9 protein-coding genes are annotated in these 14,642 nt (G+C 64.6%); 5 read left to right on the forward strand and 4 right to left on the reverse strand.

The window, feature by feature from the left end; all coding sequences use genetic code 11:
* The first annotated feature begins 119 nt into the window (after positions 1–119).
* Positions 120–1,376 carry a hypothetical protein gene (locus tag EN804_RS05065; protein ID WP_135918796.1) on the forward strand — a complete coding sequence of 419 codons (1,257 nt, stop codon included), beginning with the start codon at positions 120–122 and terminating at the stop codon, positions 1,374–1,376.
* A 29-nt stretch (positions 1,377–1,405) separates the two neighbouring features.
* On the opposite strand, the gene EN804_RS05070 is transcribed toward EN804_RS05065, so the two are convergent.
* The 4 genes from EN804_RS05070 to EN804_RS05085 form a co-directional block, all read right to left on the reverse strand.
* Positions 1,406–1,684: a hypothetical protein gene (locus EN804_RS05070; protein ID WP_135881188.1), complete on the reverse strand. Its 279-nt coding sequence runs from the start codon at positions 1,682–1,684 to the stop codon at positions 1,406–1,408.
* Positions 1,685–1,779: 95 nt separating this feature from the next.
* Positions 1,780–2,712, reverse strand: a complete 933-nt coding sequence (locus EN804_RS05075; RefSeq protein ID WP_135918797.1) for a hypothetical protein — start codon at positions 2,710–2,712, stop codon at positions 1,780–1,782.
* Positions 2,712–5,390, reverse strand: coding sequence for a hypothetical protein (locus EN804_RS05080; protein WP_135918798.1), 2,679 nt, complete (start codon positions 5,388–5,390; stop codon positions 2,712–2,714). Before EN804_RS05080 ends, EN804_RS05075 begins: the two co-directional genes overlap by 1 nt.
* A 50-nt stretch (positions 5,391–5,440) precedes the next feature.
* Entirely contained in the window at positions 5,441–6,301 is an 861-nt protein-coding gene (locus EN804_RS05085) for a protein-L-isoaspartate O-methyltransferase (RefSeq protein ID WP_135918799.1), read from the reverse strand.
* Positions 6,302–6,828: 527 nt separating this feature from the next.
* Between EN804_RS05085 and EN804_RS05090 the strand changes: the two genes are divergently transcribed.
* From EN804_RS05090 to EN804_RS05105, 4 genes are all read left to right on the forward strand, one after another.
* On the forward strand, positions 6,829–8,424 hold the full coding sequence (locus tag EN804_RS05090) for a DUF2778 domain-containing protein (protein WP_135918800.1): 1,596 nt from the start codon (positions 6,829–6,831) through the stop codon (positions 8,422–8,424).
* 117 nt (positions 8,425–8,541) lie between these two features.
* Positions 8,542–11,619, forward strand: coding sequence for an excinuclease ABC subunit UvrB (uvrB, locus tag EN804_RS05095; RefSeq protein WP_135919163.1), 3,078 nt, complete (start codon positions 8,542–8,544; stop codon positions 11,617–11,619).
* A 276-nt stretch (positions 11,620–11,895) separates the two neighbouring features.
* Positions 11,896–12,801, forward strand: coding sequence for a DMT family transporter (locus EN804_RS05100; protein ID WP_135918801.1), 906 nt, complete (start codon positions 11,896–11,898; stop codon positions 12,799–12,801).
* Positions 12,802–13,052: 251 nt separating this feature from the next.
* Complete coding sequence (locus EN804_RS05105) at positions 13,053–14,579, forward strand: ABC-F family ATP-binding cassette domain-containing protein (protein ID WP_135918802.1); 1,527 nt, start codon at positions 13,053–13,055, stop codon at positions 14,577–14,579.
* The last annotated feature ends 63 nt before the right edge of the window (positions 14,580–14,642 follow it).

The raw sequence follows: 14,642 nt of genomic DNA on the forward strand, positions 1-14,642 counted from the left end.
GTAGACCGTCCGTCCGGCGAGTTGAAGCCATCCGGCGACAATCATGCGCCGAGACCGGCAGACGGCGGACGGCAAATTCGTGTATGGTCGCCGGCGCGAAACGCACCTGGAGGGGGAACATGAAACGAGTTGCGAGCCTGCTGGCCTCAGCCTCTATTCTGCTTGTACCGTTGTGTTCGGCTAACGCCGCCATGCCCGAAGCGGCAACCGCATTGTTCGAAGCCAAGACCGTGGCCGCGCGCGACGGCGCCCTGTCGACACTGGAAGCGGCTGCGCCGAAAGATCCGGCTTCGGCCTATGCCGCCGGCGCCGGCGAGTTCTTCACCGCACTGGAATTGCTGGCGAGCGGCCTGCACCGCCATGGCTTCGAGAGCCCGCAATCCTTCATGCTGCCGCTGATGCAGCTGCCGGTGCCGACAAACCCCAACCCCGAGCCGCTGACCTACGAAGAGTTCCGCTCCATCCTGGTCGCCTTCCGCGACCGGCTGGCAAAGTCCGCGGCGACGCTGGGTTCGGTGCCGGCCGACGCCGATATCGGCATGGTCATCGACCTCACCCATGTCGGCATCGACCTCAACGAGGACGGCACGATCGCACCGGATGAAAGCATGGCGGCGATCATGGCGGCGCTGTCGCACAGCGGCATGGCGCCAGACGGCGCCGCGCCTGCGCTCACCTTCCGCTTCGACCGCGCCGACGGTTACTGGCTGCAGGGCTACGCCGAGTTCCTGATGGCGCAGGCCGATTTCTGGCTTGCGCATGATTTCAGGGGCACGTTCGACGGCTCGTTCCACATGCTGTTCCCGCGCGCCAAGCTGCCATTGCAGGACATCCTGGTGCCGCCGCCCAGCGAGATGGGCGGCAACATGTTCTCCTCGGAATGGCGCATCGCCGATTTCATCTCGATGGTGCACATGATCAACTGGCCGGTGATCGAGCCGGAGCGCCGCAAGGCGGCGCGCCAGGAGCTGCTCGAAATGATCCGGCTGTCGCGCGAGGACTGGAAAGCGATCCGCGCCGAGACGGACAATGACCGCGAATGGCTGCCCGGCCCGCAGCAGAAGGGCGAAAACCGGCTCACCGGCCTCGAAGTCGGCGAGGAGCAGGTCCAGGCCTGGCTCGCCACCTTGACCATGGCCGAGGACTTGCTTGAAGGCCGGGCGCTGCTGCCGCATTTCCGCATCACCGGCAAGGGCATCAACATGAAGCGCTTCTTCGACGAGCCGAAGCCCTTCGACCTGGTGCTGTCGATCACCGGCCCCGGCATCGCACCCTATCTGGAGACCGGCAAGATCCTGACCAGCGACGATTTCAACCTGATCCAGCGCGAATTCGGCGGCGGCGGGTTTCTGACGTTCGCGCTGTGGTTCAATTGAGGACTAAGCGCCTCTAACCGCACTGACGATCAGAAGAAACGGCGTTGGAGACGCAGGAGCCCGGCCACGACCGCCGCTATCAGCGCGTTCGATATCACGCCGACCGCGCCGCTCATCCAGGCGATATCGCCGGACTGACCAAGAATTACGAAGGGATAGAAGATGGCGATGATGACAATTGCCGCCACCAGCCCAAGCCAGCCCACGCTTGGCTGCTTGACCCTGAGGCTGAGGAAATAGGCGATCGCGATCAGCACGATCCTGAGCGGATCCAGTATCTGGGCAATGACGATAGCGGTCAGAAGCATGGCCGGGCACTAAGCTTCAAAAACCAAACCTTTCAAGTGCCAGGTTTCAAGTGGCAAGGGCTGATGGAATTCAGCCGGCCTGATGTAGACAGATCCTATCGCGCGAACCCGTGCAGCCGGGCCAGCAGCCATTGCAGCGGATTGTTGACGAATGCCTTGGTGACGAAGCTGTCATGGGCGGCTTCCGAGGCGAGCAGAGCGATGGTGCCGGCTTCCAGCCGCCGCGGCGGATCGGCGCTTGCATTGATGCCCTTGCCTGCCAGCGCCTGCCTGATCTCGGCATTGCCCGAGGCCGAGGATTTGCCGTAGGCGCTGACGAAGAAACTCTTCCTGTGATGCGCGATCCAGTCGGCGAAGACGTCGGCTTCGTCGAACACGGCGTCGAGCAGGATGACGCCGAGCAGGCGGCCGCCAATGTCACCATTCCCAAGCACGGATGCGGCCGGATTGTAGCCGCCGCTATAGGCGACCAGCACCACCGGCATGGCCTCGAATTTTGCCGCCTTGGCGCCGGTCAGCCTGGCCAGGCCTTGCGCCGCCTCGGCCATGAACCCGGAAAAATAGCCCGGCGTCCAGAAATTGCCGGCGCTGGAATCCTGCGCGTCGCGGGCAAATTGCGGCGCCACCAGCACGGCGTTGAGGCCCGAAGCCTCGACCTGCGCGACCACGCGCTGGCGCCCGACCACGTCTCGCCGCAAGGTCGCGCCGTTGCCGTGGAAGAACACGACGATGACAGCGGGCTTGGCGGCATCGAAACCTTTGGGAATCGCGAGCAGCGTCGAGCGGTCCGAATAGGTCTTGTCTTCCCAGTAGATTCCCCCACGCGGCGAGGTGTGGCCGTGGCGGCCGTTCGCATCGACGTCGAGAAACGCCGCGGAGCCGTCGGGCAGCTTGCCCCGGTACGGAAACGGCGACGCCTTGAACGGCACGATGGTTGAGATCGCCTTGTGCGAGCGCGCGCCCTGGCTTGCGGCCGGGAATACCGCCGTGGCCAGCAGTCCGGCGACGATGGCGCGCCGGTCCGGCATCAAGCGGGCACCACCCGGAGAGCCGGCGCCCTTGATGGCAACAGCACCGCGAAGAAGGCCGGAATGGCGACGAGATAGGCGATCCCAGCCCATTGCAGCACGGCGCTGAGGCCGAAGCTGGTGGCGACGATCGGCACCGCGGCCGAGCCGATCACCGAGAAGCAGCCATTGATGCCCCAGGCCCAGACGAACAGATGCTCCTTGCCGAGCCGCGCCAGCCAGGTCATGGCGGTGGCCATCGGCATGCCCATCAGGAAGGCCGGCGGCGACACCAGCAGGAAGCAGGAGAGCAGCCGCACCGCATAGGGATAGGCGCCGATCCGATCGAGCACCGGCGACAGATAGAAGCCGTAAACCAGCAGCAGCGCGCAGATGGCCAGCAGGACCGTCGGCAGCAGCGTCCTGGCGCGCTCGAAGATGCGTTCGGCGAACAGGCTGCCGAGGCCGGAAAACACCAGCATCGAGGAGATCAGCACCGAGGCCGAAACGGTCGGATTGGCCAGCGCCACGGTGAAGCGGCTGATCAGCCCGACCTCGACCATGATATAGCCGAGGCCGAGGCACGCGAAATACAGGATGGTGCCGAGCTTGCCGCGCGAGCGCGAGAACACGATGCGCCAGCCGAAGAGCACCGGCAACAACACCAGCGACGCCGCCGTGATGCAGGCAATGCCGAGCGTCGCCCAGATCAGCAGATAGCCCCAATCGTCCTGGAACAGGTCGAGCCGGTCGAGCGTGCGCGGCAGGTCGGCGACCTTCACATAGGCCGCGAAATAAGGTTGATCGTTGCTCAGCGCACGCGCGTCGAAGACATAGTCGCTCGCGAGCTTTTCCCAGCCGCCGGTCAGAAGTGCGCGCCAGCTCATGCGCTGCAGTTCCGTCGCCGGCAACACCTGCGGACCGGCATCGGCATCCGCGCAGGCATCGAGCGTCGGATCGGCGGGTGCGGTCGGATCGCAGTCAGGATTTGCAGGCGTGGTCGGGTCGGCGGGTTGGGTGAGCGTCGCGTCCTGTCCGCTGCCGAAGATCGACGCGCGGTAATCATCGAGTACCTTCTGCGCCCCCGAGCCGTCATAAACCATTCCTGGATAATAGACTTCCTCCCAGGACATCGATTTGGTGTAGTCGCGCAGCGTCTTGATTTCGGTTTCCGTGAAGCCGCCACGCTTGAACAGCACCGTCGTGGTGGAGAGATAGCTCGACACGGCGAAGACATCGTTGGCGGCACCTTGGCGGTCGAAAATCTCCGCCGCTTCGGCGACGGTAGAATAAAGCTTGAGCACCGATTTTGGCGGCTCTTCCTTGTTCCACAAGGTGATCGACAGCACGCCGCCATCGGCAAGCGCGTGCATGTAGCTCAGCATCGCCTCACGCGTGTAGGCGTATTTCTCCGAAATGGCGAAGCCGCCGGGATTGGACAGGCCGACGCTGTCGGCCAGGCTGAGGTCGATGACGTCGTAGCGCTCGGCCGTATTGGCGAGGAACAGGCGCCCGTCATAGTCGATCACCTTGAGCCGCGGTTCCGCCAGTATATTGCCGGTGACATCCCTGAGGATCGGATCGCGGAAGGCCCGCAACGTCATCGGGTTGCTCTCGGCGACGGTCACCGAGGTCGAACCGGCATTGAGCGCGGCCTGTGTGGAAATGCCGCCGCCGAACTGCACAACGAATGTCTTGGGTTTCTCCTTGATGACATAGGGATAGTGCATCGGCAGATAGCGGAAATAGACCTGCTCGGCCGGCGCCAGGTTGCGCATGATGCCTTCCGGCCCGTCGCCGTCGCGATACATGCCGACATAAGTGTTGGCCGGAACCTCGGGCATGCCGAAGGCGGCGTTGTCGCTCAGGCCCGGCGCGAAATGCATGTAGGAGCTGGCATAGACCTGCAAATCGCCGAACGGCGAGACGCTGCGGTAGATGCGCTTGCCGTCCGGAAAATTGCGGGCATAGGCGACACCCTTGTATTGCGAGACGGTGATGTCGGGTATGCCTGTGAGCCCGGGCAGCAAGAGGTAGCCTGATATCGACAGCGCCGCGACCACCAGGCCCGCGACAACGCTCTTCCAGGCGCCGAACGCGGCGAACCACAGCAGCGAACCGGCGGCCCACAAAAGCAGCGGCACGACGATGATGGTTTCAGGCGCGAACAGATACAGCGACACCAGCACGACGAGGCCGGCAAGCCCCGAGCCGGTCAGGTCGGCGAAATAGACGCGGCCGAAGGCGGTGCGGCTTTTCAGGAAGACGATGCCGAGGAAGAAGGCGCCGGCCAGGAACGGCAGGAGGTAGAGCAGGAAATTGGCGAGCAGCCGCCATTTCTGCTGGGGATCCGACACCAGGAAGATGGCATTGAACGGCACCGTCTGGGCGATGAGGTTGGAGCCGACGGCGAGCGGGCCGATCAGCAACAGGGCCACCGTTGCGGCGCCTTGCCAGTGGCGATCGAACCAACCCTTGCCGGCGAAGATGACGACACTGGACAAGGAGAAACCAAGCATGGCGAGGCTGACCACCAGCGAGCCGAAATGCGACCAGCTGCCCACGGCAAACACCCGCATGACGGCGATCTGCAGGGCGATGATGGCGCCGGCGATCAGCCCGACCGCGAGGTAATGCGCAAGCCGTGGCGCCTCCAGCGAGGCGATGCCTGGTCGAGAGATCGATGCGACGGCTGCCATTCAGGCCCCTCGATGCGAATTCAGCAAGGCCGGTGCCGCCGCGCGGCGACTCAGCCGTTATGCGTGCCGACGATCTGGTCGCCTTCCAGCTTGGTGAAGGGCACGAAAGGCACCACCTTGCCGTTGTAGATGTCCGAGCGGACGATGTTGAACGTGCCGTCGGCAAGCTGCTGCTTGATCACCTTGAGCACATGCTGGGCGCCCGGCGGACCGACCGGGATGACCATCACGCCATTGGGCTTGAGCTGCTGCAGCAGCGATGGCGGAATGTGGTCGATGCCGCAAGTGACGATGATCTTGTCGAACGGACCGACGCTCTCCCAGCCATAATAGCCATCCGCATTGCGGCTGGTGACCGCGCCGAACTCGCTGTAGCCGCGCTCGATCAGCCCGTCACGGGTGCGCTGCGCCAGCGGATTGATGATCTCGATCGTGTGCACCTTGTCGGTGAGGTTGGCCAGATAGGCCGACTGGTAGCCCGAGCCGGTGCCGATCTCGAGCACGGCTTCGCCGAACTGCACGTCGATGGACGTCGTCATGCGCCCGACCAGGTGCGGGCCTGAAATCGTCACGCCATAGCCGATATCGAGGAAGGCATGATCATAGGCGCGGCCGAGGTTCTGCGGCAGCACGAACTCCTCGCGCGGCGTCAGCAGGAAGGCGCGCTTGTTGCGATCGTCCAGCACGTCCTTGTTGTAGACCATGATCTGGAAGCGATCGAATCGCTCAGCCAGCAACTTCGGATCCTCGCCGCGATTGGCCACCATCCAGTCGATGAAGGACTTCTTATCCTTGAACGGCACCTCCGCATTGCGGTCATAGGGAACCGGGACGGCAGCCTTGACGGCGGCCGGAAGAATGGAAAACGCCGCGGCTCCCGCCGACAGCGCCAAGAAGTCCCGACGCTTCATGGAAAAGCCTCCAAAGGTGACCTTTGCCACCTTGAAACCAAGCACTTGACCGGATTGCACCGCCTCCCAAAACGAGTCAATCGGCCGCCGGAAGTCGATCCGCCAGGCCGAAAAATTGTGGCAGGACGGCAACAGTAGTCGCGGGCACCCGGTGGCGTTCGCGGCGGCGCGGCCGATGCCTGTCGGCGCGCCTCATTGCCGCGGGAAGCGCTCGATCGTGTTTTTGCAAGGATTAGCAAGGGCTGTTTTGCTTGACTCGACAGGCAAAAACAGGCAGCAAAACAGCCTTGGAAGGGCTGCAATACCGCGTGCATGGTCGTGGACGAGCCTTTTTCGGCACAAAGTCCACGTCTCTCGATTGGTTTTGAGAGGGATTGGTTAACCAACTTTGTCCATATTTTGAAGCAATCGGCAACTAACGACAGGCGCGGCAAACGCGTCGGGGACCACCTGGGATCACTCACAGAATGGTCGTCGCGGCTATCACAGCCGCGGACGTGGGAGCCGATTGGAGCAAGATTGGTTGCATGGCGTTCTTGAGTCGTAAAATTGTCGGGGACAGGCGTTGGGGCGGCGAGACCGCTGTCGAAGCGTCACGTGCCTCATCCTTCACCCCTGAACGGGTTGTCCCCTGGGTCGCTGTGCCAGGCGTCGGCGTTGCCGTCGGCCTATGGCTGATCGGCACCATGGCCGGCCTCAGCTCCGTCGGCACCTCGCTCTCGGCGACGTCGGCAGGCCTGCCGCAGACGCTGTCCATGCCGGGCGTTCTCGCTCTCGCCGATCCGCTGAAACAGCATTTCCTCAGCTCTTCGGCGCCGTTCGTGATGGCCAATGCCCATGGCGGCGCGCAGGCGCTGCACGACCATGCCGTACAGTGCGGCGCCAGCTGCTTCAAGCTGGCCGCGGTAACCTCCAAGGCGGAGAAATCCGCGCGTCTGGTGGCACAGGTCAAACCAACGCCGGCGAAGTCGAAATCGCAGCAACGCTTCGAGCTGATGGAAGCGTCGCTGTCGCCGACAAAGCTTGCCGCCGCCTTCGCCGGTGCGGGAAAGCCGGCGGCCCCAGCCAGCACCCATCCCCTTATTTCCACCGCCGCCCAGCAAGTCACCGAGGCGTCTCTCGTGCCGTCCGTCCAGGTCATGGCCAGCCTGTCCAACGACATGCCGGCTCCGGCGGCGGAACGCTTCGCCCGCGCCGATCCGGGTTCCGTCGTGCAGACCGCGCCGGCGCCGACGGGCTTTGCCCAGTCGGAAACGCCCGACAACGCGCAGCTGGCGCTTGCCCTCGTCGAGTCGATGCCGGTCGAGGACGAAGCCTTCGCCTCGCCGCTGCCGATGACAGAATCCTCACCCGATGTCGCGGTTGCGCCGGTGGAGACCCAGCAGGAACAGCCCGGCGACGCCGCCTCGCTGCCGGATGCGCTTACCGACGGCGTCCCGCTGCCGACCCGCCGCCCGCAATATGAGGCTCCGCAGCCCAAGGTCGTGGAGCAGGACAAGCCGGCTCCGCAGCCCAAGGCACTGCCACAGAAGCCTGCACCTCAGGCAAAGCCGGTCGAGGTGGCCAGGCAGCCTGCCCGCCAGGGCCGCTCCGGCGAAAACGGCGACGTGCTGGCCTATGCCAAGCCGGATACCCCTGCGGGCGGCCTCGGCCAGGCGTTCAGGAACCTGTTCAACGGCCCCAGTGCCGGAAGCGGCGCCGGCCATGGCGTGGCCGTCTACGACATCAGCGCCAAGACCGTCTACATGCCGGACGGCCAGCGGCTCGAAGCGCATTCCGGCCTCGGCGCCATGGTTGACCAGCCGCGCTATGTCCACGTGAAGGACCGTGGTCCGACGCCGCCCGACACCTACAATCTGTCGCTGCGCGAATCCCGCTTCCACGGCGTCGAGGCGATCCGCCTGACACCGACGAGCGGCGGCAACAAATACAACCGCAACGGCCTCCTCGCGCATACCTACATGCTGCGCGGTGGCCGCGCCGAATCCAATGGCTGCGTCGTCTTCCGGGACTATGCCCGCTTCCTCGCCGCCTTCAAGAAGGGCAGGGTTACACGTCTCGTCGTGGTGGATCGCCTGAAGGGATCGGCGACCCGGGTCGCGTCGAACGGAAGCGGCGCTTGAGATAAGGCGGAACCCACCGCCACCTCCTGACAGCCTTCTGTCAGGAGCATGACGCGCCCGCCGGCCAGCCTTCATCGCGCTCTTTCCATTTTCGCCAAGACCTCCCATATTCGGGACATGGCCAAATCCCCCGATAAAAGAACGCCGCCGACGGCGGATGACGACCGCGCCGCGCCGAAGCGGCGCAGCCCGCTGACCGATTTCCTCGACGCGTCCGAGCCGCTGCACAAGGGCGGCTTCGCCGAGATGCCGCAGGCTGAGCTGACGGGCACGCCGCTGACCGGTTCGATCGCGGATTGGGCCGAGCAGATCGAACAGGAGGCTGAACGGGAAGGCCGCGCCGCGGGCAAAGGCGGCGGCGCCAAGTCGCCGAAGAAGATTCCAGAGCGCTCCGCGGCGCCGGGCCGCACCGCGCGCGGCACCTCGATGGGCGGCGCCGCGTCGGCCCGCGAACGCACGGCGGCCGGCCTCAATCCGGTCGCCGGGCTCGACATCTCGCTGGAAGAAGCCGAGACGATGTCGTCCAGTGGCGTCACCGCCACCGTGGCCGCGCTCTCGGCTCTGATCGAATCCGGCAATCCGCTGCACAAGGACGGCGTGCTGTGGACGCCGCACCGCCCTGCCCGGCCGGAGAAATCCGAAGGCGGCATCGCCATCAAGATGGTGTCGGACTTCGAACCGGCGGGCGACCAGCCGACCGCCATCAAGGATCTTGTCGAGGGCGTCGACAACAGCGACCGCACGCAGGTGCTGCTCGGCGTCACCGGCTCCGGCAAAACCTTCACCATGGCCAAGGTGATCGAGGAGACGCAGCGGCCTGCCTTGATCCTGGCGCCCAACAAGACGCTGGCCGCGCAGCTCTATTCCGAGTTCAAGAAATTCTTCCCCGACAATGCGGTGGAGTATTTCGTCTCCTACTACGACTATTACCAGCCGGAAGCCTACGTTCCGCGCACCGACACCTTCATCGAGAAGGAATCCTCGATCAACGAGCAGATCGACCGCATGCGCCATTCGGCGACCCGTTCGCTGCTCGAGCGCGACGACGTCATCATCGTCGCCTCGGTGTCCTGCATCTACGGTATCGGCTCGGTCGAGACCTATACGGCGATGACCTTCCAGATGCAGATCGGCGACAGGCTCGACCAGCGCGCCCTGCTCGCCGACCTCGTTGCGCAGCAATACAAGCGCCAGGACATCAATTTCGTGCGCGGCTCGTTCCGCGTGCGCGGCGACACGATCGAAATCTTCCCGGCCCACCTGGAAGACCGCGCCTGGCGCATCTCGATGTTCGGCGACGAGATCGAGGCAATCACCGAATTCGACCCGCTGACCGGCCAGAAGACCGGCGAGCTGAAGAGCGTCAAGATCTACGCCAATTCGCACTATGTGACGCCGCGCCCAACGCTGAACCAGGCGATCAAGTCGATCAAGGAAGAGCTCAAGCACCGTTTGGTGGAACTGGAGCGCGCCGGCCGGCTGCTTGAAGCGCAGCGACTGGAACAGCGCTGCCGGTTCGACCTCGAAATGCTGGAAGCCACCGGCTCCTGCGCCGGCATCGAGAACTATTCGCGCTATCTCACCGGCCGCCAGCCCGGCGATCCGCCGCCGACTTTGTTCGAATACATTCCCGACAACGCGCTGGTCTTCATCGACGAAAGCCACGTGACCGTGCCGCAGATCGGCGGCATGTATCGCGGCGACTTCAGGCGCAAGGCGACACTGGCCGAATACGGCTTCCGCCTGCCCTCCTGCATGGACAACCGGCCGCTGCGCTTCGAGGAATGGGACGCCATGCGGCCCCTCTCGGTTGCCGTGTCGGCGACGCCGGGCGCCTGGGAAATGGAGCAGGCCGGCGGCGTCTTCGCCGAGCAGGTCATCCGCCCGACCGGCCTGATCGACCCGCCCGTCGAAGTGCGCCCGGCCAAGAGCCAGGTCGATGACGTCGTCGGCGAAATCCGCGAGACGACGGCCGCCGGCTATCGAACGCTGGTCACCGTGCTGACGAAGCGCATGGCCGAGGATTTGACCGAATACCTGCACGAGCAGGGCGTGCGCGTTCGTTACATGCATTCCGACATCGACACGCTGGAGCGCATCGAGATCCTGCGCGATCTGCGGCTTGGCGCCTTCGACGTGCTGGTCGGCATCAACCTTTTGCGCGAAGGTCTCGACATTCCAGAATGCGGCTTCGTCGCCATCCTCGACGCCGACAAGGAAGGTTTTCTGCGTTCGGAGACATCGCTGATCCAGACCATCGGGCGCGCTGCCCGCAATGTCGACGGCAAGGTCATCCTCTACGCCGACCAGGTCACCGGCTCGATGGAGCGGGCGATGGCCGAGACAAACCGTCGCCGCGAAAAGCAGATGGAGTGGAACGCCGCCAACGGCATCACGCCGGAATCGGTCAAGTCGCGCATCTCCGACATTCTCGACTCGGTCTACGAGAAGGACCATGTCCGCGCCGACATCTCGCAGTTCACCGACGGCGCCGGCGCCATGATGGGCAACAATTTCAAAGCCCATCTCGACGCGCTGGACAAGCAGATGCGCGACGCCGCCGCCAATCTCGACTTCGAGAAGGCGGCCCGCATCCGCGACGAGATCAAGCGGCTGCGCGAGATGGAACTGTCGATCTCTGACGATCCGCTGGCGCGCGAGGTGGAAGGCCAAAGTCCGGCCTCGGGCCGCGAAAAAGGCAAGCACAACAAGGGCGTGGCCAAGCATCGTACGGCTGAGGAACAGGAGCGGTTCCGCAAGCTCGACGCCGCCCGTGCCGCCGAAGAGGCGGCCAAGGCCGCCCGGCCCAACCTCTTCCGCAAGCCCGATCTCGACGAGATGGGCGCCGACGGCGCCGTGCCAGTGAAGAAGCTGCTGTTCGCCAAGCCGTCGCTGGACGATATGGGGCCTGGTACCGACATGCCGACCCCGTCAGGCGCGGTGTCGCGCTCGCTGTTCAAGAAGCAGAGCGCGCAGGAAGCGCATGGTTCAGACTTCGGTATTCCCGGCGAGCCGATCAAACCGCTGTTCAAGAAGAACTCGCTGGACGAGATGACCGTGCGGCGCACCGAGACGCCGATCGAAGGCGACAAGCCGGTCAAGCGCGAGCGAGCCGGCATCGGCTCCTACGAGGACCCGGGCGACGCCCGCCGCGAAAAGCGCCGGCCCGGCAAGACAGGCAGACCGGGAAAGTAGCGATCCTTCGCGCCCCCTCTGTCCTGCCGGACATCTCCCCCACGAGGAGATCGGATATCATCTTTGCTTTCGCCAATCTCCAACGTCGCGGAATGAGCGAGGCGCACAAGCTGCCAATCTCCCTCCTTGTGGGGGAGATGTCCGGCAGGAGGGGGGCGCTGTCCCTCCAACATAGATCAGCTCTTCTTGGCACCTTGCCAGTCATGGGACGAACCTATACGGGCCTTTGCATTGGCTCCTCCGCTCGGAAACCAAACTCCCGCACGGCCCACCCCCATGAAACCCAGAGACATCGCCGCCTACATCTTCCTGGCCGTCACGTGGGGCCTGTCCTTTCTGGTCCTGCTCAAGGTGGTGCACGCATTCGGCTGGGTCGGCGCGGTCACCTTGCGCGCGCTGATTGCCGGCAGCACGCTCTTTCTGCTTGCCGCCGCGACGCGGCGACGGCTGGATTTCAGCGCCGGCTGGCGGCATTTCGCGGTGGTCGGCGCGACGACCGTCGCCGCTCAGCTGATCGGCCTGTCTTATGCCACGCCGCGCATCGGAACGGCCATGGCGGCCATTCTGGTTGCCGCGATCCCGCTGTTCTCGATGATCATCGGCCAGCTCTGGGGGCTTGAGCGCATCACTGTTCGTGGCCTGGGCGGGCTGCTGCTCGGCGCTGCCGGCATTGTCGTCCTGGTCGGCTTCCCCGCCGTTCCGGTCACCGCATCCTTTGCGACCGGCTGCGCCGCCTCGCTGTTCAGTTCGTTCTCGGCCGCCTTCGGCAGCAATTACGCCAATCGCCATCTGCGCTCGGCCGGCTCGCTGGAACTCACCAGCGCCGCCTTCCTGTTCGGTGGGCTGATGACGCTGCCGCTGCTGCTCGTCGTGCCGGTGCCGGCCATTCCGCGCCCCGTCGACTTCCTTTACCTGGCGATCCTGGCCTGCGTCATGAGCGCATTGACCTATGTCGTCTATTTCCGGCTGGTGGCCTCAATCGGTGCAACCAGGACGATCAGCGTCGAATTCGCCGTGACCACGATCGCCGTGCTGACCGGAACGATCCTGCTCGGCGAGTCGCTGACCGTCATCCAAGGCTTCGGCGCGGTGGCGATCATCTGCGGCTGCATCCTGATGCTGGACCCCTTCCCGCGCCGCGCGAAAGCGGTGGCCTTGCCATCAGCCCCGCCTTTGGTGTAGCCAGTCGTCACACTCGAACGTCTCGAAAGGAGGGCTCACGTGTTTACGTTTTTTCGTCACCATCGTCAGCGTGGCCCGATTTCTGCCCTGCGAGCTAGCTTGCAGGGCTGACCAGGGACGGTCCGGGTTTTTTTCCCGCTTCGATTTTTTGGTCTGCCCTTCGTGGTGTGCAACGCCTGGCCTGATAGCCGGCACGCGCACCGTCAAAGTGCATTGACCCGGACTTTCCGGACAGACCAGAGAAATCGAAAATGGCCCTGATCAGCCTCAAATCCCTCGGCGTCACCATGAGTGCGCCGCTCTTCTCCAATCTCGACCTCAGCATCGGCACTGGCGACCGGCTCGGCATCGTTGCCGCCAACGGCCGCGGCAAGTCGACCTTGTTGAAATGCCTGACCGGCGAGCTGGAGCCGACAACGGGCGACATCACCCGCACGCGCGGCCTGCGCGTCGGCCATGTCGAACAGTCCGTTGCCCCTGCCCTGCTCGGCAGTACTTTTTACCAGGTGGTGGCGGATGCCTTGCCACCGGAGCAGACCGACAGCGAGATGTGTCGCGTCGACGTGGTCCTCGATTCGCTCGACGTGCCCGAGCCAATGCGCGAGCGGGAGATGCGGGCGCTGAGCGGCGGCTGGCAGCGGCTGGCGCTGATCGCCCGCGTTTGGGTCACCGATCCCGACGTGCTGCTGCTCGACGAGCCGACCAACCATCTCGACCTCGCCCGCATCAGCCAGTTGGAAACCTGGCTCAACGCGCTGCCGCGCGACGTGCCCGTCATCATCGCCAGCCATGACCGCGCCTTCCTCGACGCCACCACCAACCGCACGCTGTTCCTGCGTCCGGAACAGTCGCCGGTGTTTTCGCTACCCTACTCACGGGCCCGGGAAGCGCTGGACGAGGTCGACGCCTCGACCGAGCGAAAAGTCCAGCGCGACATGAAAGTGGCGCAGCAATTGCGCCGGCAGGCGGCCAAGCTCAACAATATCGGCATCAATTCGGGCAGCGACCTGCTGACGGTCAAGACCAAGCAGCTCAACCAGCGCGCGGAAAAGCTCGAAGAGGCAGCCAATCCGGCGCATCGCGAAAAATCGGCGGGCGCGATCAAACTCGCCAATCGCGGCACGCACGCGAAGGTGCTGATCACGCTCGACGACGCGGCGGTGGAAACGCCCGACGGCACGCTGCTGTTCAGGACCGGCAAGCGCCACATCTGCCAGGGCGACCGCATCGTGCTGCTCGGCCGCAACGGCGTCGGCAAATCGCGCTTCGTCACCTTGATCCGCAGCGCCATCCTCGAACAGGATGCGGTGCGCAATGTGAAGGTGACGCCGTCGACCGTGCTCGGCTACAGCGACCAGGCGCTATCCGGCATCAGCGGCGACGACACGCCGCTGGCCATGGTCTCGCGCCGCTACGATGTCGGCGAACAGCGCGCCCGCTCGCTGCTCGCCGGCGCCGGCGTGGTCATCGAGATGCAGGAGAAAAGGATCGGTGTGCTGTCGGGCGGCCAGAAGGCGCGGCTGATGATGCTGGCGCTCAGGCTCGCCAATCCCAACTTCTACCTGCTCGACGAGCCGACCAACCATCTCGACATAGACGGCCAGGAAGCGCTGGAGGAGGAGTTGCTGAAGCACCAGGCAAGCTGCCTGCTCGCCTCGCACGACCGCTCCTTCATCCGTGCCGTCGGCAACCGCTTCTGGCTGGTCGAGAAGCGGAAGCTGACCGAGGTCGAAGACCCGGAGCGTTTCTTCCGCGAAGTGGCTGAAGGAACCGGCTGAGCGGCGACGAAGATGCATTGCCGATGAAGTTTCGGCCTGTCACTGACAGGGCGCACCTTTGGT

It is taken from the genome of Mesorhizobium sp. M8A.F.Ca.ET.161.01.1.1 (genome assembly GCF_004792105.1).
Lineage (GTDB): Bacteria > Pseudomonadota > Alphaproteobacteria > Rhizobiales > Rhizobiaceae > Mesorhizobium.